Here is an 18,185-nt window from a genome sequence, read left to right as displayed (position 1 = left end):
CCCATCGACGCCGCGCGCGCCCAGTTGATCGACTTCATCGCGGCCGACGCCGTGTTCCATGGGGACTTCACCCTCACGAGCGGCAAGAAGGCGACGTACTACGTCGACCTCCGCAAGGTGAGCCTCGACCACCGCGTCGCCCCGCTGATCGGACAGGTCATGATCGATCTCATCAAGGACGTGCCCGACATCGCCGCCGTCGGCGGCCTGACCATGGGCGCCGACCCGATCGCCGCGGCGATCCTGCACCAGGGTGCGGCCCAGGGTCTCGCCTACGACGCCTTCGTCGTGCGCAAGGAGCCGAAGGACCACGGCCGCGGCAAGCAGGTCGAGGGCCCCGACCTCGCCGGCAAGCGCGTCATCGTGCTCGAGGACACCTCGACCACGGGCGGTTCACCGGTCAAGGCGATCGAGGCGCTCCGCAAGGTCGGCGCCGAGGTCGTGGCCGTCGCGGTCGTCGTCGACCGAGCGACCGGTGCCCGCGAGGTCATCGAGGCCGAGGGCGTGCAGTACCTGTACGCCATCGGGTTGGAAGACCTGGGGCTGGCCTGATGAGCGGCGACGGGCAGGGTCTGGGAGGCGACGGGGCCGATTGGCTGCTCGCCCAGTTGGCGGGCGGCGAAGCGCCGCGCCGCGACGTCCAGCCTCCGCCCGTCGCACCGCCCGCCCAGCCGGTACAGCAGGCCGCGCCCGCGGCTCCCTCCGCGCCGCGCACTCCCGCGCCGCGACGTGAAGAGGTGCTCGACTGGTTCTCCGAGGCCCCCGCTCCGGGGGCGGACGCCGTCACGGCAGCCCTTCCCGTCGTCGGTTCGCCCGCGCCGCGCTCCTCCGAACCGCCGCAGCAGTACGCGCCGACGGCTGATGCGGCCGGCCAGCCGTCGCCCGCTCCGTCATGGACCCCGCCGTTCGCGGTCGGACTGCCGCATGAGCCGCCGGCCGCCGCACCGGTCTACCTGACCGCGGTCGAGCCGCCGGTCGGCACGCCCGCGGTGCCGCCGGTCGCACCGGCTGCATCCGCCGCTCCGGTTCCGCCCGTCACTCCGGCTGCACCGTTCGCTCCCGCCGCTCCCGTTGCTCCGGCTGCTCCGGCTGCAGCCTGGCCGCCTGCCGCCCCGAGTGCCGCGTGGCCTGCCGCCGCCCCGAGCGCCGCGTGGCCGCCGGCTGCGCCGGCCGCGCCGATCCAGCAGGCTGCGCCTGCACCTGCCGAGGCGCCGTCGACTCCGCCCGGGCCGGTCACGCCGACCGCGCCGTTCGCACTCACATGGGGTGCCGATGAGGCGCTCTCCTCGGAGGACGCGATCCGGGCGGCCTTCCGAAACCTCTCCGAACCGCCGACCGCGACGTCCGACGTCGAATGGCGCGGCCACGGCGCTACGGCGCCCGCGGCACCTGTGACGCCCGCGGCACCGATGGCGCCGGTGGCACCGGTGGAGCCCGCCGCGCCGGTCGCCCCAGCCGACTCCCCGTTCGCCGGCTTCGCGCCGCCGCCGGTGGCACGGCAGTCGTTCACCCCGGTGCAGCCGGCCGAGCCGGTCACGCCTCCCGTGCATCCGACCGCCCCGTCGACCGCACCGGCCGGATGGGATGCACGCCAGCCCGTCGCGCCGCAGCCGGCCTCCTATGACGACGAACTGTGGGCTGCGCTCAACGAGCCCGAGCAGGCCTCGGCGCCCCAGGCCTCGGCGTTCCAGTCGCAGACCCTGCCCCCGGTGCAGCCGGTGGCCCAGCCGCAGTCGGTGCAGCCCGTGGCGCCCGTGCAGCCGGTGGCCCACGTGGCCCCCGAGCCGCCGGTGCAGCAGGCGCCGCGCCCCGAACGCGACCGGTTCGCCGCGTTCGCCGCGGACACGACCGATCCGTTCGCCGCCCTGACCGAGACGAGGGCCGTTCCGATCCAGCCCGCGGCTCCGGCTCCCGTGCAGCCCGATCCCGTCGCGCAGCAGTCCGCGGCGCCGCAGTTCGAGCGGAACAGCAGGGCCGTGCCCGACGCCGAACCCGATGCTCGCACCGGGTTCCCGTTCCTCGAGGTGCGCGGCATGGCCGCGGCGCAGGAGAACGCAGCGGTCGGCGCTCCGATCCGCGAGGCGAGCGCGTTCAACACGACGCCGTTCCCGGCCTTCGCCTCCGCGAGCGGCGGAGATGACGACCCGACGCGTGAGCCGCCGGCTCCGGTCGACGACCTCCTCGCGTCGCTCGGCGGCGGTGCGCCTCGAACACGCGGTGCCGAGCCGACGCCGCCCTCGGGCGGGTCCGGCACGACGCCGCCGACCCCGCCCGCGCCGTCGGGCCTCGACGCACTGGGCCTGGACTTCGACGACGACGAGACCGTCGACGCTCCGGCGAACGACGCCGACGAGCGGGAGCCGTCCGGCATCCGTGGTCGATTCTTCGGCGCCCGCTTCGGCGAGCCCGACGCCGACCAGGACCGTGACCGGGACGCGGGGGATGAGCAGGAGGTGGCCGACGCCGGCTACATCTGGAACCTGACGCCCGATCCGAACGCGAAGGACCCGAAGGACAGCCCCGCATCCGTGGCGACCGCCTTCCTCGGTGAGAACGCCGCCGTCGGCTCGAACACGGCGGACGACTTCGCCGCCGATGACGCGTCCCCGGCGTGGGACGACGAGCCCGCGCTCGAGGCCGCAGGCCCGGACTGGGCGTTCCCGAACGACGCGGAGCCTTCGGACACCCCGGCCTTCTCCACCGACACGGCCCCCTATGGCGACGATCTGCGCTTCGCCGCATCGTCGGCAGCGACGAATCACGAGGCGTCCGACGACGACGACGCGATGGGCGCCCTCTTCGGGGCAGCCGCCGCGAACGACCCGTTCGGAGCCGCGAGCAGTGGCCAGACCTCAGGATCCGGCTTCCCGGCGACTCCGGCGCAGGGTCCCGGCGGCGGCGGCATCGGTCCGCAGCGCACTGGCGGCGGCGGCGCCGGCGGTCCGGGTTCAGGCGGCGGGGGTGGCCGAGGCGGCAGCAGCGGCGGCACCGGCGGCTCGCCCGCCCCGAAGGGCGGCAACCGCACCACGCGCACCCTGATCTGGGTCGCCGGCGGCCTCGTCGTGCTGCTCGTGCTCGCCGGGCTCTACTTCCTCGGCACGCAGCTCACCGGCGGGGGAGGGGAGCAGGCGAGCGGCGGCCCGTCGGCGAGCTCCTCCGAGACGCCCGTGGCCGCGCCGACAGCACCGCAGCCCGCAGGCGTGCACGCGTGGGACACCCTCTTCGGCGGCGAGTGCATCGACCCGTTCGAGTCGGTCTGGGCCGAGGAGTTCACCGTCGTCGACTGCGCCGCACCGCACGCCGCGCAGCTCGTGTACCGGGGCACGCTGCCCGGTGACGAGGCGGCGCCGTTCCCAGGCGAAGCCCAGCTCGTGGCCGAGATGCCCGCGCTGTGCCGGGCCGCGGGCGTCTTCGAACCCACGCTCGTCGCCGGCATCCCCGACCTCCAGGTGCAGGGCAGCTTCCCCGTGACCGAGGAGCAGTGGGCCGAGGGCCAGCGCAACTACTACTGCTTCGCGAATCGTGCGGGCGGCGAGCCGCTGACCGGACCGATCAACGGCCCCGGCCCGACGGCCTGACCGCATGGCGGCTGAACTCAACGACTCCGGCACGGCCGCGAACACAGGCGTGCCGGGCCGGGTCGTCGTCATCGGCTCGCTGAACGTCGACTCGACGAGCTACGTCGATGCGTTCCCCGCGCCCGGTGAGACGATCCTCGCGCGCGAGTTCCACGTCGCGCTCGGCGGCAAGGGCGCGAACCAGGCGGTCGCGGCGCACGTCGCGGGCGTGCTGGTCGAGTTCGTCGCCTGCGTCGGCGATGACTCGAGCGGAGCGTTCGCGTGCGAGACGCTCGAGCGGCTGGGCCTGCCGACCGCCGCGATCCGTCGTGTGCCGGATGCCCCGACCGGCGTCGCCCAGATCACCGTCGTCGCCTCGGGCGAGAACACCGTGATCGTCACCGGGGGAGCGAACCTCGCCCTCACCCCCGCCCTCGTCGACACGGAGCGCGATCGCGTGGCGGCCGCGACCGTCGTGCTCACGCAGGGCGAGCTCGCCGTCGCGACGATCGAGCACGTCGCCCGGGTCGCGAACGAGCTCGGGGCCCGGTTCGTGCTGAACCTCGCCCCGCCGGCCCCGGTCTCGGCCGCGGCCCTCGGCGTCGCCGACCCGCTCGTGCTGAACGAGCACGAGGCCCGAGCGGTCGGCATCGGCACGGATGCCTCGACTGGCGCGTCCCTCGACGAGTGGCGGGTGCTCGCGGCATCCGCTGCCGGCGGCATCGCCCGCTCGGTCGTCGTGACGCTCGGCGCGGCCGGTGCCGTCGCCGCCGATGCGACCGGCTCCTGGACGGCGGCTGCACCGCGCGTGACCGCGATCGACACGACCGGCGCCGGCGACGGGTTCACCGGCACGCTCGCGGCGTTCCTCGCCGAGGGGCGGCCGCTGCCCGAAGCGCTCCGCCTCGCGGTCGCGGCCGGCGCACTCGCCGTGCAGGCCCGGGGAACGGTCGACTCGTACGCGCCTCGCATCGACGTGCTCGCCGCCGCGGGCATCGCCGACTGAGTCCTTCCGACCCACCCGACCCGAGAGAACGAGCCCCGACACATGACCATTCCCGTCGTCATCGACTGCGACCCCGGCCACGACGACGTGTTCGCCCTGTGGCTGGCGGCGGGGCATCCCGCGCTCGAGCTCCTCGCCGTCACGACGGTCGGCGGCAACGCGCCGCTCGAACTCACGACGCGCAACGCCCGCATCGCGCTGTCGGTCGCCGGGGTGACCGACGTGCCCGTCGCGGCCGGTGCCGCCGGGCCGCTCGTGCGGCCGCTGCAGACCGCCGAATGGATCCACGGCGACAACGGACTCGGCGGCCCGGAGCTGCCGGAGCCGACCGTGCCGCTCGACGCCCGCAGCGCGACGGAACTCATCGCCGACACCCTCATCGCCTCGGACGAACCGGTTGCGATCATCGCGACGGGGCCCATCACGAACGTCGCGATCCTGCTGCGCGACCGGCCCGAGCTCGCCGGCCGCATCCGCGAGATCGTCTGGATGGGCGGCTCGACCGAGCGCGGCAATGCGACGCCGTACGCCGAGTTCAACGCCCTCGTCGACCCCGAGGCGCTCGACCTCGTGGTGCGGAGCGGCGTGCAGTTCACCATGGTCGGCCTGAACGTCACCCACTCGGCGCTCGTCACGCCAGCCGTGCGCGAGCAGATCGCGTCGATCGGCACCGCGACGGCGGCCTTCGGAGCGGAGCTCTTCGACTTCTTCTGCCGCACGAACGACGAGGTGTTCGGCATGCCCGACGGGCCGCTGCACGACCCGGTGGCCGTCGCGGTGCTCGCCGACCACGGCTGCGTCGGGCTGCGGCGCACGCGCCTCGACGTGGAACTCCTCGGCATCGAGACGGCGGGGGCGACGAGCGTCGACCTCGACGGCATGCTCGGGCGGGAGCCGAACGCGTGGGTCGCGGTCGAACTCGACGTCGAGCGGTTCTGGGCCGGCGTCGCGGCATCCGTCGCCCGACTCGCCTAGCGGAACGGAACCCGGCCGAACGTCCGGATCACCCGGACCGAGTCGCTCCACGATGCGTATGGTGGCGGGTATCGGGGAGGGGGCCGAGCATGAATGAGACCGTCTGGATCGGCATCGCCGTCGTCATCGTCGTCGCCGTGGTGACCGTGCTGGCCATCGTGTACGTGCGCGCGTCCGGCAAGCGGCTCGGTGCGGAGCGCGAGGGTGCCGAGGCGAGGGACGAGGCCGAGCGGCTCAAGGATCAGGGGCGTCGCGACAGCGGGTGGATCGTCTGACGACTCCGGCGCCCGGCCGATCATGCCGCGGTCGCGTAGAGTGACGCGTATCGAGTGAGGGGGCGCCCATGGACTGGACCTTCTGGCTGGGCATCGTCATCATCGCCGTGCTGTGGGGCGTGACGCAGTGGGTGTTCTCGCTTCGGCGGCACTCCGAGAAGACGCGCGGAACCGATCGCGAAGCCGCCGACGCGATGAACGACGTCGAGCGCGGCAAGGAGCAGGGCCGCTACTGGTCGGGCTTCGGGGGCTGAGCCGGCGCATCGTCGCCGACGACGGCCGGCTCGGGTACCGAACTCGCGACGTGGATCGTGGCGCCGCCGGCCACGCACACCAGCACGATGCCGGCGATCGTGAGCGGGTCGAGCATCTGGCCGAGAAGCAGCATTCCGATGATCGCGGCGAGGGCGGGGTCGAAGGAGAACAGCACGGCGACGGTGCGTGCCGAGGTCAGGCGCACCGCGAGCATGTCGCAGGCGAACGCGATCAGCACGCCGAGGACCGCGGCCATGCCGAGCGGTGGGAGATCACCCGGCTCGACCGACGGGAGTGCGGCGACGCCGAACGGCGCCGTGAGCAGCGCTGCCACGATGACCGCGATGGTGAGGTCGTGCAGCGCCGCGGCCCGCGGGCGGTCGTCCGGCGCGGTGCGGCCGATGCGTTCGGCGAGCAGTGTGTACGCGGCGAGCGAGACGCCGGCGACAGCGGCGGCGACCAGGCCGATCGGGTTGATCTCGGGCGTCGGGCGGGCGATGAGGGCGACCCCGCCGAGGCCGAGGAGCGGGAAGATCACGAGGCGCGGGCGCCGCACGCCCAAGGCGGCCACGAGGAAGGGGCCGAGGAACTCGATCGTGATCGCGACCCCGAGCGGAACGAAGTCGAGTGCGACGTGGAAGCACACGTTCATCGCGGCGATCGACGTGCCGTATGCGAGGAGCGCGAACCATTCGGCGCGCGTGCGGCCGGTCAGTCGCGGGCGGATGATCGCGGTCGCGAGCACGGCGGCGATCGCGAAGCGCAGCCCGCTCACCCCGAGCGGTCCGAGGCGATCGAACATGCCGTGCGAGATGACGGCGGCCACCTGAACCGAGGTCGAGGCGATGAGGAGCACGCCGCACCCGAGCAGGGCACGGCGGAGTGTCGTTCGTGAGGTTCGCATGAGTCGAGCTGGATTCGTCGAGTAGGGTCAACGGCCCGGGGTCACCGGGGTGCTCGCTGTGCAGGGGAACCGGTCGATCTCGAGTGGAGAGCCGGACGCAACCCGTGCGACGCTACGTGCCGGGCCCGCGACCGGCGTCGGGGTCGACCCGGGCGCGGGTTCAGGGCAGGCACTGAGGCATCGGGTCATCGCGCCGTTTGCAGGGTCGCGGTTCGCGCCGATCGGCTCAGGCGAGCGAGCGGATGACTCCGGCGAGCCGAGCGACCGCCTCGTCGACGAGCGCGTCGGAGAGGTTGCCGTAGCCGAGCACGAGCGCCTCGGGGCTCGGCGTGGCGGCCGAGACGCGGTATCCCGTCAGACTGGACACGGCGATCTCGGCGTCGGATGCCGCGTGCCGCACCGCGCCGGCGTCGACCCCGGGCGGCAGTCCGAGCACGGCGTGCATTCCCGCCGCGATGCCGGTGACCGCGAGGCCCGGGAGCTCGCGTTCGAGCGCCGCCAGCACGGCTGCCCGGCGGCGGCGGAACCGGCCGCGCGCGGCGCGCAGGTGCCGCTCGAGGTCGCCGGCGGTGATGAACTCCGCGAGCGCGACCTGGTCGAGTGTCGACGGGCGCGATCGGTCGGCGAGCGGCACGCGCTCGCGCAGGGAGCGCGGCATGACCGCCCACCCCAGTCCGAACGCCTGGGCCATCGACTTCGAGAGGGAGCCGACCAGCACGATGCGCTCGGGCGCGAGCCCCTGCAGGGCGGCGATCGGCCGGCGGTCGTACCGGAACTCGGCGTCGTAGTCGTCTTCGATCAGCACTCCGTCGACGTCGCGGGCCCACCGCACGATCGCCTCGCGGCGGGCGGGCGACAGCGCTGCGCCGAGGGGGAACTGGTGGGCCGGCGTGATGAGCGCCGCACGGGCGCCGGTGCGCCGGGCGGCTTCGACCACGGCGTCGACGTCGATGCCGGAATCGTCGACCGGTACGGGTACCGGGGTGAGCCCGTCCGCTGCGGCGATCTCGCGGAGTCGCGACCAGCTGGGGTCCTCGACGAGGAGCGCCGTGTGGCCGGCGGCGCGCAGCCCCGCGACGACCCCGGCCATGCCGTCGGTCGCTCCGTGCGTGATCACGATGTCGTCGGGCGTCGCGCTCGCTCGTCGCGAGCGCGAGAGGTAGTCGGCCACCGCGATGCGGGCGAGCGGATGCCCCAGGCGGTCGACCACGGCGAACTCGGCATCGGGGAGCCGGTCGAGGGCGCGCCGGACCGCCGCCGCCCACCTCGCACGGGGCACGTGGCGCAGGTCGGGCACGCCGGGGCCGAGGTCGAGGCGCGGTCGACGGTACTCCGCCCTGAGCTGCGCGACCGGGGCAACGGGGACGTCGGCGTGCGAGTCGCGCACGTCGTGCGAGCGCGGCGACGCGAGCGGATGCCGCCGGCCCGCCGGCACTCGCGTGCCGGAACCGGTCGTCGCCTCGAGGAACCCCTCGGCGACGAGCTGCCCGTACGTCTCGGTCACGACCCAGCGCGAGACCCCGAGGGTCTCGGCGAGCGTGCGGCTCGGCGGGAGGAGTGCGCCGGGAGGAAGTCGACCCGAGTGCACGGCGTCGCGGATCGCGCGATCGAGTCGGTCGCGGAGCGGCGCCGGGCCGTCGCCGAGGTCGAGCATCGTCTCCCACGCGAGCAGGGGGCCTGACCGAGACATCCCACCCCCTTGTCGCCCATGTGCGCAGACGGTGCCACCGTGGAAATTGGTCTGGTGAAGCATCCGCTGGTTGGAGTGTAATGCCGAGCCGAATGATTCGTACGCTCGATTCCGTCACCCACCACTTCACGGAGGAAACCATGCGATACCGCACGATCGGCAACGGCCGCACGAGCTTCGACGTCTCGACGATCTGCCTCGGCACCATGCAGATGGGCACGAAGATCGACGAGGGCACCTCGTTCGCGATCCTCGACCGCTTCGTCGAGGCCGGCGGCACGTTCATCGACACCGCCAACAACTACAGCTTCTGGGATCGCGGCCACGGTCGTGACAGCGAAGACGTGATCGGCCGCTGGCTCGCGAGCCGCGGCGGCCGCGACCGGCTGCGCATCGCCACGAAGCTCGGCGCCGCGAAGAAGGACCCGGAGCTCCCGCTCTCGAACACGGAGCCGACGAACTTCCAGGGCCTCGGCGCCGAGGTCATCGGCTGGGAGGCGCGCGAGAGCGCGAAGCACCTCGGCGTCGACCACCTCGACGTCGTCTACGGACACGTCGACGACCTCGAGACCCCGCTCGCCGAGACGGTCGGCGCCTTCGGCGTGCTGCAGGACGACGGCCTGATCGGCATCTCGGGCATCTCGAACGTCGCGCTGTGGCGTGTCGTCGAGGCGCGTGAGGAGGCGCTGCGCCAGGGCATCGCGCCGTACGGCCTCGTGCAGCAGCAGTACAGCTACGTCTACCCGCAGCCGAAGCTCGGCCGCCAGAACTTCGTGACGCCCGAGCTGCTCAGCTATGCGGCCTCGACCGGGGTCGACGGGCGTCCGCCGCTCGCGGTCACCGCCTACTCCCCGCTGCACCAGGGCGCCCTCACGCGAACCGACAAGCCGCTCTGGGGCGGCGTGAACCACCCCACGACGGTCGCGCGGATCCAGCTGCTGCACGAGGTGGCACGCGACATCGGCGCGACCCCGAACCAGGTCGCCCTCGCCTGGCTGCTCGGGCGCGAGGTGCCCGTGATCCCCGTCGCGGGGCCCTCGACCGTCGCGCAGCTCGAGGAGGTGCTCGGCGCCGCCGAACTCGACCTCGACCCCGAGGTTCGCGAGCGGCTCGATGCCGAGCCCGAGGAGCGGCCCGCGGCGAAGCAGCGGGTGGAGCCCGATGCGGCCTAGTCGGCGTCGGGGCGCGGCTCGGAGCTGATGAAGTCGACGAGGTCCTCGACGGAGTCGAACTCGACGGTCTCGACCCCGTCGGGCGCGTCGTCGGCGCCCTCGTCGTCGTCGGCCTCGGCGACGCTCAGGTCGTCGATCGCGAGCTCCTCGTCGAGCTGGCAGTACACGACCATGTCGGGGTACTGGGTCGGCGCCTCGTAGACGAGCACGAGCGTGGCATCGGCCGAGACGATGACGCCCTGCAGCTCGAGCTCGCGCGCGAGGACGTCGTAGTCGTCGGCCGTGACCTCCTGGCCGGTGCCCTCGTATGCCGAATCGGTGAGCTCGCGCACGACGTCGGCGTCGATGCGCGCGAGGTCGTCGGCGGTCGGGCGGCTGAGCGCACGCTCGGCGATGGAACGCATCTCGGCCGGTTCGACCGGCTCGTCGTCGACCGCGAACAGCACGGCGACGGCCCGGTCGCCTGGCAGCACGGCCGCGGCGACCAATTCGCCGTCGTCGAACTCGATGTCGGTCAACTCGACCATGGTGTCTCCTCGTCTCGCTGGGCGGTGCTCGGCAGTTCTACAGTTCGGTCTCGGCCGGCGTCGCCTCGACGAGGTCGGCGACGCCCGCGAGGATCTCGTCGGGCCGGAACGGGTACTTCTCGATCTCGGCCTGGTCGCTGATACCCGTCAGCACGAGGATCGTGTGCAGGCCGGCCTCGATGCCCGCGACGATGTCGGTGTCCATGCGGTCGCCGATCATCGCGGTGTTCTCGGAGTGCGCGCCGATCTTGTTGAGCGCCGAGCGGAACATCATCGGGTTGGGCTTGCCGACCACGTAGGGCTCCTTGCCCGTGGCCTTCGTGATGAGGGCGGCGATCGCGCCCGTCGCCGGCAGCGGGCCGTCGGCCGAGGGGCCCGTCGCGTCGGGGTTCGTCACGATGAACCGGGCGCCGTTGCCGATCAGGCGGATCGCCTTCGTGATCGCCTCGAACGAGTAGTTGCGCGTCTCGCCGACGACGACGAAGTCGGGCGCGGTCTCGGTCATCACGAACCCGGCATCGTGCAGCGCCGTGAGGATGCCCGCCTCGCCGATCACGAACGCGGTGCCGCCCGGCACCTGCTGCTTCAGGAAGTCGGCCGTCGCGAGGGCGCTCGTCCAGATGCGGTCCTCGGGAACGTTCAGCCCCGAGGAGCGGAGCCTGGCCGAGAGGTCGCGCGCGGTGAAGATCGAGTTGTTCGTCAGCACGAGGTAGGGCGTGCCCGCGTCCTCCCACTGCTGCAGCAGCTCGGCAGCGCCCGGCAGCGCGTGGTTCTCGTGGACGAGCACGCCGTCCATGTCGGTCAGCCAGCACTCGACTTCTTCACGTCGTGACATGCTCCCAGCCTAGGGCGCGCAGGTCACAGGGCGATGTCGAGCGGATGTCGCGCAGCGGTGCAAGCGACCGATCAGCCCGCTTCGGCGAGCCGACGGGCGTCGGCCGCCTCGGCGATGCGCCCGAGCGCTTCGAGCGAGTCGGCGAGGGCGATGCGAGCGATCGAGACGGCGTCGGCCTGCCCGTCGAACCGTTCGATGGCCTGTCCGATGAGCACGAGCGCCTCATCGTGCCGCCCTTCCGACTGCAGCACGCGACCGGCGAACAGCATCGAACCGCCCGCCGGTCGGGGAGCGCCGGCCGCTTCGAACAGCTCGGCCGCGGTGAGCGCGGTCGACACGGCCTCTTCGGGGCGGGAGAGGGCGGCGAGCCCCCGCGCGCGGGAATCGACGACGTCGGCGAGCAGCCAGTCGGCGCCGTGCTCACGCGCGAGCGACGCGACCTCGTCGAGTCGCTCGAGGCCCGACGGTTCACCGTGTTCGAGGCTGACCTGGCCGAGCAGGTGCAGCGAATCCGCGAGGGAGGCCACCGTCTCGGGGTCGCGGCGGGCATCGGCGACGGCGCGCTCGAGCACTTCGATCGCCTCCTCGGCATAGCCGAGCCCCGCGAAGAGCCGGCCGAGGTCGAGCAGCACGGCGACGGCTCCCGGCCAGGCCTCAGCCTCCTCGAAGAGGTCGGCGGCGGCGTGCCAGGCGCCGGATGCCGCGGCGAACTCCTCGTCGCCGCGGAATGCGGTGCCGAGCAGGTGCAGCGTCTCGGCGCGTGCTGCCGGCGGGGCGCCCGCGGCATCCTCGGCCTCGAAGACCTCCTGCAGCACCTCGACCGCCTCGCCGAAGCGGCCGGCGCGGAGCAGTTGGCGGCCGAGTCCGTACCGCACGCCGACGAGCCCCGGCGACTCCGCGAGCTCGGCGTGCTGCACCGCGAGGCGGAGCCGCGCGACGGCGTCGTCGGGCCGCGCGAGGTCGTCGAGGATCGCAGCGGAGAGCTGGCAGTCCTCGATGACGCGCATCCGCGCGTCGACCGCGAGATCGAGTTCGAGTGCCGACTCGGCAGCGGCCAGGGCGGCCTCGGGCTCTGCGCTGCCGGCGAGCAGTCGCGCACGCAGTCGGTGCGACTCTGCGCGGCGGACCCGCGTCGGTTCCGCGGCGACGGCCCGGTCGAGGAGGGAGAGGGCGGAGGATGCATCGCCGTCCTGCGCGGCGAGGAACGCCGCCAGCTGGAAGGCCGCACCCACGAGCGAGGGGTCGGGCGCGGTCGCCCGGTCGAGGACGGCGACAGCGGTGTCGGCGGCGGTGCCGGCGCTCTCGGCGTCGCCGGCCTCTGCACGGATCGAGGCGATGCGCAGGGCGATGCGTGCGGCGAGATCGTCGGCACCCGACTGCAACGCGGCGCCGAGCTCCTGCTCGAGCTCGGGCAGGTCGGCGGCGGTGGCGGCGCCGGTGAGCAGCAGGCCCCGACGGGTGAGCGCATCGGCGAGGGCGTCGTCGCCGGTGGCGCGCACGGCCGCGATGCGCTCGGGCAGCACCTGCGCGGCCTCGTCGAGCCGTTGCGCCGCGACGAGCGCCGCGAGGCGGATGCCGACGAGTTCGGCGCGTCGGTCGTGCGCGGTTGCCGCCTCGGAGGCTTCGCGTTCGGGCGCCGGCTCCGCGTCGAGCGCGTCGAGCGCGGCGAGTCCGCGATCGGCGGCGGCGAGTGCCGCGTCGATCTCGTCGAGCACGGCGAGCTCGCGAGCCCGATCGACCCAGCCGGAAACATCGACGGGGTCTGCGGCGACCACGGGCATCGGCGGCGCGAAGGTCTCGCCCGTGATCGGCACGTCGTAGCGCTCGGTGCGGAGTGCACGCGTGGCCTCGAGCCGATCGGCGAGGTGGCGGTTGCCGTTCCGACGATCGAACTCGGCCCCGATCGCGGCTGCCGCAGCCCAGGCGGCGGGGCTGAGGTCGGCGACGGTCCAGCGGCCGTCGTGCCGGCCGAAGAACGGCTCGAGCTCGACGGCGTCGGCGCCGCGCACGACGGTGTCGCCGTATCCGGCGTCGATGACGGTGTCGAGCAGCAGGCCGGTCGCGGCGAGCGCACCGAACTGGGCGCGCTGGTTCAGGCGGTCGTGCGCGATCCAGGCGATGTGGCGCTCGAGCATCGCGAGGCCGCGGGCCCCGTTGCCGGTGATCGCGCAGAAGATCAGGTGGTTCGCGATGATGCCGATGTTGTCGGCGTTGCCTCGCGCGTCGCGGTAGCTCCGCAGGTGGAACGACTTCGCCCGTTCGAGTCGGCCGGCCCTGAGGTAGGGCAGCAGTGCGTCGGAGAGGGCGTGCTCGGGCTCCTCGCCGCAGCTGAACCCGCCCTCGACGATCTCCTCGTAGAGGGCGATGGCCTCGTCTTCACGACCGGTGGCGGCGAGGTAGGCCGCGCTCTCGCTGCGCACGCACGCGTCGCAGTGGCTGTAGTCGTCGCGCTCGGTGGTGGTCAGCACGCGGTAGGCGGCGGCGGCCTCGTCGAGCCATCCGTTCGCGAAGGCCGCACCGAATCGCGCGGTCGCGACCCCGCTCTGGCCGACGCCGGCACGCTCGTACCGCGACTGCATGTCGTCGAGCACGGCGCGGATGTCGGCGGCCGGGAACGCGGGACTCGCCGAGAGCGTTCCGGCCATCCACTTGTACTGCCAGAGCAGGTCGGTGGCATTGTCGTCGGGCTTCGCCGGGAAGCGGGCGGCGTCGGCGTCGTGCTTGCCGAGGCACCAGGCGAACGAGCTGAGCAGTGCGTCGGTGTCGCCGGTCATGTTCGCCGACGACGCGAGGCGCATGCGCGCGCGGTACTCCGAGTACTCGTCGCCCGACTCCACCGCGATCGCGATGGCCTCGTCGATCAGCGCGCGCTCCTCGGGTCCGAACGGCGTCTGGTCGACCTGCTCGAGCAGTTCGTCGATGCGGATGGCTTCGGACACGGTTCTCCCTTGACGGTCGATGATCGGGGGGTCGGGTTCGGGGTCGGAATCGCGGCGCGGGGCCGGGGTCAGCGGGCGAGGCTCAGCGCCACGAGGTCGGTGAGCGCGCCGGTCAGCATGGCCCGTTCGCTCGCCCGGAGCGGTCGATGGCCGGCCAGCAGCGCCTGCACGTAGAGCAGCCGGATGGTGCGGTCGAACACGGCGTCGTCGACATCGCCGGCGAGCGTGCGCACGAGGGGGTTGTCCCAGTTGAGGCAGAGCTTCGCACGAGCAGCGCCGCCGTTCGCGAGGCTCGGCAGGTGCTCGTCGATGCGGCCGAGCACTCCGCTCCAGAGCTGGCCGGTCGTGTCGCGGGCGGCGCCGCGGGTGATCGAGCGCAGCACCTCGGCGTCGGCGAGGTAGAGGCTCGCGAGATCGCTCGGTGCGAAGCGGCGCACGCTCGGCTCGCAGCCGACCTCGGCGAGCACTGCGGCGGCGCGGTGCTCGAGTTCGAGCGCGGGGCCGCGATCGGCCAGCGGCGGCACGTCGAGCGAGTCGAGCTCGCCCGAGACCGTCACGCGCTCGACCGTGACGCCGTCGAACAGCAGCGGCAGTCGGCGCAGGATGTCGGCCTCGTACACGTACCCGCCGTTGACGACGGCCCGCGATGCTGGCACGATCCCCGCGATCTGGCGGAACTCGTCGACGGTCTCGGTGAATCGCACGTGCGGGTGGGCCCGCACGAGCTCGTCGATGGTCATCACCCCGACCGAGGTCTCGACCGTGAGCCAGCGGGTGATGAAGCCCGCGAGTTCGTCATCGTGCAGCAGGAGGGACTTCAGGCCGAGATGGTGGATGCCGACGAACTCGGCGAGACGTGCGGGGCGCTCGACGGCGAGCCGCATCACCCACGCGCGGATCGCGGCGCCGAGCTCGCCCCGGGTCGCCTCGAGCGACTCGTCCTCGATGAGGTGCTCGCGCGACGCGGTCGGCCGCAGCCCGTTCGAGTCCACGACCGCCCGTGCGAAGAACGACCAATCGGGCAGCAGCTCGTCGGCGCGCGGGTCGACGAGCATGCCGCCGAGGTAGACGCGGTTCGCCTGGCGGGCGCCGGGCGTGGGCGGGAACGGCAGCACGAAGGCGGTGCCGTGCGTGTCGGTCGCGGTGGAATGCAGCTCGATGACGTCGAACGGCGTCGACCCGACGACCTCGCGCCCGAGCTCGGCGATGGCGTCGCGAACGTCGCTGCGCGCATCGCCCGCGAGGGCGAACACCGCCGGCCGCGCGACGCTGTCGAAGCTGCCTCCGCCGGTGCCCACGAGGATCGGGATGGGAAGGTACTCGGCGTACCGGCGGGCGAGGTCGAGCAGGCTCGCCGGTGAGCAGAGCTCCGCCTCGTCGGGGCGCGGCACGAGCGAGACGGTCGTGCCGACCGCGATTCCGGATGCCTCGTCGCCCTCGAGCACCCGCACCGTGAAGGTGCCGTCGGTGCTGCCGACCCACTCGACGGGAGCGCCGCCGCGGGCCGAGCGCGAACGCACGACGATGCGATCGGCGATCATGAAGCAGCTCAGCAGGCCGATGCCGAACTGGCCGAGGAACCCCGCGCGGGGCAGGTCGAACAGGTCGCGCTTCGAGCTGCGGCCGACCGTGGCCAGCAGCTCGCCGACCTCGTCGGCGGTGAGTCCGACGCCGTCGTCCTCGAAGCGGAGCGCCGGTTCGGCGCTCGTCGGCGGGTGGATGCGGACACCCCACGCGGCATCACGGCGACCCTCGTGCTCGGCGCGGGCCGTGATGGCGTCGCGCCCGTTCTGGATGAGCTCGCGGAGGAACACGTGCGGGCCCGAGTAGATGTGGCGGCTCAGGAGATCGACCACGCCGCGCAGGTCGACGAGGAACGGACGTGCCTCGGCCGTCGTATCGCCCGTCATGCGGACAGCCAGATCGCGCTGGCCGCGCCGTTCGGCAGCTCGTGCGTCTCGCCGGCGATGCGCACGCGTGCGTTCGCCTCGGCGTCGACGGACTCGATCTCGAGTTCGACCCCGGGGTGGACGCCGGCGGTCTCGAGGTCGCGCAGCAGGCCGGGGTCGCGATCGCTGATGCGGATCACCCGCCCGAGGTGGCCGTCGGCCGCCTCGTCGACGCGCACGAACGGCTCGGCGACGATCGAGCCGTCGGCGGTGGGGATGGCGTCACCGTGCGGGTCGCGCAGCGGCCGGCCGAGCCGGGCGTCGATCGCCTCGAGCAGGCGGTCGGAGATGGCGTGCTCGAGGATCTCGGCCTCGTCGTGCACCTCGTCCCATCCGTAGCCCATCTCCTGCACGAGCCAGGTCTCGATGAGCCGGTGACGGCGCACCACGGCGAGCGCCTGCACCGTGCCGGCGTCGGTGAGCCGCACCGCGCCGTAGGGCACGTGGGAGACGAGCCCCTGCGCGGCCATCTTCTTCACCATCTCGGTGACCGACGACGGCGCGACGCCGAGCTTGCCGGCGAGCACGGAGGGCGTGATGGGGTCGGGCTGCCATTCGGTGTGCGAATACACCGTCTTCAGGTAGTCCTCGATCGCGGGGTTCTTGCTGCTGGGCATCGGCCCCAGACTATCGGGAGGCACCGTCGCTGCGCCGGGGTCAGGCCCCCGTGAACACGAGCCAGAGCAGCACGCCGTTGAGGGTGATCAGGAACACGGACGCCGCCATGCCAGCGGTCGTCGTCGCCCAGTGGTTCTTCCACCGGCCGAGCACGCCGGCCTTGGCCGTGAGCGCCACGAGCGGCACGAGGGCGAAGGGGATGCCGAACGAGAGCACGACCTGGCTCAGCACGAGCGAGAGGGTCGGGTCGAAGCCGAGCCAGAGGATCGTGAGGGCCGGGATCAGGGTGACGAGCCGGCGGAGGATGAGCGGCACCCGCACGTGCAGCAGCCCGTGCATGATCTCGGCACCCGCGTAGGCGCCGACCGAGGTCGAGGCGAGGCCGGAGGCGAGCAGGCCGACGGCGAAGAGCGTCGCGATGACGGGTCCGAGTGCGGTGCCCAGCGCGGCGTAGGCGCCCTCGAGGCTGTCGGTGCCCTCGACGCCCGCGAGGTTGACCGCGGCGAGCAGCAGGATGCAGAGGTTCACGGTGCCGGCGATCGCCATGGCGATCGAGACATCCCATCGCGTGGCGCGGAGCAGCAGCCCGGTCGGCACGTCGGTCGCCGTGCCCGGCAGGAGCTCGGGAGCCTCTGAGCGGCGGCTGATGCCGAAGCCGTGCCACGCGGGCTTCGGCGTCGCCGCCCCGGGCGAGGTCGACAGCGTCGCGGCACGGCGCGTGACGAAGCGGTCGCGGCTGAGCGCCGAGTGCGCGTAGATCGCGTGCGGCATGATCGTCGCGCCGAGGATGGACGCGGCGAGCAGCACCGAGTTCGCGTCGGCGAAGCGCGGCACGAGCCCGCCGAGCAGCCCCGCCGGGTCGGGCGGTGCGACGAAGACGCCGACGGTGAAGCCGATCGCGATGATGATGAGCAGCCCCATGATCACGAACTCGAAGGTGCGCGGGCCGCGTCGCGACTGGAGGATCAGCAGCCCGATCGAGACGGCGCCGGTGATGAGTCCGCCCCACACGAGCGGCACGCCGAAGAGCAGGTTGAGCGCGACGGCACCGCCGATGACCTCGGCGAGGTCGGTCGCCATCGCGACGAGCTCGGCCTGCAGCCAGTACGCGCGGCGGCCCCAGCGGTTGCGGATGGTGCCGCCCAGCACCTCGGGGAGGCTCCGGCCGGTGACGATGCCGAGCTTCGCCGACAGGTACTGGATGAGCCAGGCCATGACGTTGCCGAGCACGACGACCCACACGAGCAGGTAGCCGTACTGCGCCCCGGCGGTCATGTTGCTCGCGACGTTGCCGGGGTCGAGGTAGGCGACGCCCGCGACGAGGGCCGGGCCGATCAGCCAGGCCACCCGGGGCACGGATGTCGCGCGCCCCCGCTGCCCGGTGGAGCCGCCCTCGGGCACGGGCTCGTTCGTGGTCGTCTCGTCGTCGAGAGTTTTCGGCATACCGAAAACCTATCAAAATTTAGGCGCACCGAAAAGTCTG

Annotated in this window: 15 protein-coding genes; 7 read left to right on the top strand and 8 right to left on the bottom strand. The window is 73.1% G+C overall.

The features are described from left to right. Window positions 1-3: 3 nt before the first annotated feature. From pyrE to ACFTQE_RS07565, 6 genes are all read left to right on the top strand, one after another. Complete coding sequence (pyrE, locus tag ACFTQE_RS07590) at window positions 4-552, top strand: orotate phosphoribosyltransferase (protein ID WP_375836695.1); 549 nt, start codon at window positions 4-6, stop codon at window positions 550-552. Then, window positions 552-3,578 (top strand): hypothetical protein, encoded by a 3,027-nt coding sequence (locus ACFTQE_RS07585; RefSeq protein WP_376924471.1) that lies wholly within the window; start codon window positions 552-554, stop codon window positions 3,576-3,578. The genes pyrE and ACFTQE_RS07585 overlap by 1 nt, the downstream gene beginning before the upstream one ends. Window positions 3,579-3,582: 4 nt before the next feature. Further along, window positions 3,583-4,563: a ribokinase gene (locus ACFTQE_RS07580; protein ID WP_376924470.1), complete on the top strand. Its 981-nt coding sequence runs from the start codon at window positions 3,583-3,585 to the stop codon at window positions 4,561-4,563. A 42-nt stretch (window positions 4,564-4,605) separates the two neighbouring features. Continuing rightward, complete coding sequence (locus tag ACFTQE_RS07575) at window positions 4,606-5,538, top strand: nucleoside hydrolase (protein WP_376924469.1); 933 nt, start codon at window positions 4,606-4,608, stop codon at window positions 5,536-5,538. 89 nt (window positions 5,539-5,627) lie between these two features. Next, complete coding sequence (locus tag ACFTQE_RS07570) at window positions 5,628-5,813, top strand: hypothetical protein (protein WP_376924468.1); 186 nt, start codon at window positions 5,628-5,630, stop codon at window positions 5,811-5,813. 68 nt (window positions 5,814-5,881) lie between these two features. Next, window positions 5,882-6,067, top strand: coding sequence for a hypothetical protein (locus ACFTQE_RS07565; protein ID WP_376924467.1), 186 nt, complete (start codon window positions 5,882-5,884; stop codon window positions 6,065-6,067). On the opposite strand, the gene ACFTQE_RS07560 is transcribed toward ACFTQE_RS07565, so the two are convergent. Continuing rightward, window positions 6,043-6,972 carry a DMT family transporter gene (locus ACFTQE_RS07560; protein ID WP_376924466.1) on the bottom strand — a complete coding sequence of 310 codons (930 nt, stop codon included), beginning with the start codon at window positions 6,970-6,972 and terminating at the stop codon, window positions 6,043-6,045. The genes ACFTQE_RS07565 and ACFTQE_RS07560 overlap by 25 nt on opposite strands. Window positions 6,973-7,198: 226 nt before the next feature. Next, complete coding sequence (locus tag ACFTQE_RS07555) at window positions 7,199-8,662, bottom strand: PLP-dependent aminotransferase family protein (RefSeq protein ID WP_376924465.1); 1,464 nt, start codon at window positions 8,660-8,662, stop codon at window positions 7,199-7,201. A 140-nt stretch (window positions 8,663-8,802) separates the two neighbouring features. On the opposite strand from ACFTQE_RS07555, the gene ACFTQE_RS07550 reads away from it, so the two are divergent. After that, a complete protein-coding gene (locus ACFTQE_RS07550) occupies window positions 8,803-9,834 on the top strand; it encodes an aldo/keto reductase (protein ID WP_376924464.1) in 1,032 nt (343 codons plus the stop codon). Here ACFTQE_RS07550 and ACFTQE_RS07545 read toward each other — a convergent pair. The 6 genes from ACFTQE_RS07545 to ACFTQE_RS07520 all read right to left on the bottom strand — a co-directional run bounded on the left by ACFTQE_RS07545 (window position 9,831) and on the right by ACFTQE_RS07520 (window position 18,145). Further along, on the bottom strand, window positions 9,831-10,361 hold the full coding sequence (locus tag ACFTQE_RS07545) for a hypothetical protein (protein WP_376924463.1): 531 nt from the start codon (window positions 10,359-10,361) through the stop codon (window positions 9,831-9,833). The two genes, ACFTQE_RS07550 and ACFTQE_RS07545, sit on opposite strands and share 4 nt — an antisense overlap. A 37-nt stretch (window positions 10,362-10,398) precedes the next feature. After that, complete coding sequence (locus ACFTQE_RS07540) at window positions 10,399-11,196, bottom strand: HAD-IIA family hydrolase (RefSeq protein ID WP_375835867.1); 798 nt, start codon at window positions 11,194-11,196, stop codon at window positions 10,399-10,401. A gap of 71 nt (window positions 11,197-11,267) precedes the next feature. After that, window positions 11,268-14,135 (bottom strand): tetratricopeptide repeat protein, encoded by a 2,868-nt coding sequence (locus ACFTQE_RS07535; protein ID WP_376924462.1) that lies wholly within the window; start codon window positions 14,133-14,135, stop codon window positions 11,268-11,270. 68 nt (window positions 14,136-14,203) lie between these two features. Further along, window positions 14,204-16,045 carry an HSP90 family protein gene (locus ACFTQE_RS07530; protein WP_376924461.1) on the bottom strand — a complete coding sequence of 614 codons (1,842 nt, stop codon included), beginning with the start codon at window positions 16,043-16,045 and terminating at the stop codon, window positions 14,204-14,206. Then, the gene (locus ACFTQE_RS07525) at window positions 16,042-16,701 is read right to left on the bottom strand and encodes a metal-dependent transcriptional regulator (protein WP_376924460.1); all 660 of its coding nucleotides are present in this window, start codon (window positions 16,699-16,701) and stop codon (window positions 16,042-16,044) included. Before ACFTQE_RS07525 ends, ACFTQE_RS07530 begins: the two co-directional genes overlap by 4 nt. 40 nt (window positions 16,702-16,741) lie before the next feature. Then, window positions 16,742-18,145, bottom strand: coding sequence for an Nramp family divalent metal transporter (locus tag ACFTQE_RS07520; protein ID WP_376924459.1), 1,404 nt, complete (start codon window positions 18,143-18,145; stop codon window positions 16,742-16,744). Window positions 18,146-18,185: the final 40 nt, after the last annotated feature.

Origin of the sequence: Agromyces sp. NPDC056965 (genome assembly GCF_042673425.1) — a bacterium.
Taxonomy (GTDB): domain Bacteria; phylum Actinomycetota; class Actinomycetes; order Actinomycetales; family Microbacteriaceae; genus Agromyces.
Note: the sequence above shows the minus strand (reverse complement) of the source record. Positions and strands in the feature narration are given on the sequence as shown.

Excerpts from the sequence above, each read along its gene's own strand:
- ACFTQE_RS07585 (WP_376924471.1), top strand. The coding sequence starts at position 552 with ATGAGCGGCGACGGGCAGGGTCTGGGAGGCGACGGGGCCGATTGGCTG.
- ACFTQE_RS07580 (WP_376924470.1), top strand. The coding sequence starts at position 3,583 with ATGGCGGCTGAACTCAACGACTCCGGCACGGCCGCGAACACAGGCGTG.
- ACFTQE_RS07575 (WP_376924469.1), top strand. The coding sequence starts at position 4,606 with ATGACCATTCCCGTCGTCATCGACTGCGACCCCGGCCACGACGACGTG.
- ACFTQE_RS07570 (WP_376924468.1), top strand. The coding sequence starts at position 5,628 with ATGAATGAGACCGTCTGGATCGGCATCGCCGTCGTCATCGTCGTCGCC.
- ACFTQE_RS07565 (WP_376924467.1), top strand. The coding sequence starts at position 5,882 with ATGGACTGGACCTTCTGGCTGGGCATCGTCATCATCGCCGTGCTGTGG.
- ACFTQE_RS07560 (WP_376924466.1), bottom strand. The coding sequence starts at position 6,972 with ATGCGAACCTCACGAACGACACTCCGCCGTGCCCTGCTCGGGTGCGGC.
- ACFTQE_RS07555 (WP_376924465.1), bottom strand. The coding sequence starts at position 8,662 with ATGTCTCGGTCAGGCCCCCTGCTCGCGTGGGAGACGATGCTCGACCTC.
- ACFTQE_RS07550 (WP_376924464.1), top strand. The coding sequence starts at position 8,803 with ATGCGATACCGCACGATCGGCAACGGCCGCACGAGCTTCGACGTCTCG.
- ACFTQE_RS07545 (WP_376924463.1), bottom strand. The coding sequence starts at position 10,361 with ATGGTCGAGTTGACCGACATCGAGTTCGACGACGGCGAATTGGTCGCC.
- ACFTQE_RS07540 (WP_375835867.1), bottom strand. The coding sequence starts at position 11,196 with ATGTCACGACGTGAAGAAGTCGAGTGCTGGCTGACCGACATGGACGGC.
- ACFTQE_RS07530 (WP_376924461.1), bottom strand. The coding sequence starts at position 16,045 with ATGACGGGCGATACGACGGCCGAGGCACGTCCGTTCCTCGTCGACCTG.
- ACFTQE_RS07525 (WP_376924460.1), bottom strand. The coding sequence starts at position 16,701 with ATGCCCAGCAGCAAGAACCCCGCGATCGAGGACTACCTGAAGACGGTG.
- ACFTQE_RS07520 (WP_376924459.1), bottom strand. The coding sequence starts at position 18,145 with ATGCCGAAAACTCTCGACGACGAGACGACCACGAACGAGCCCGTGCCC.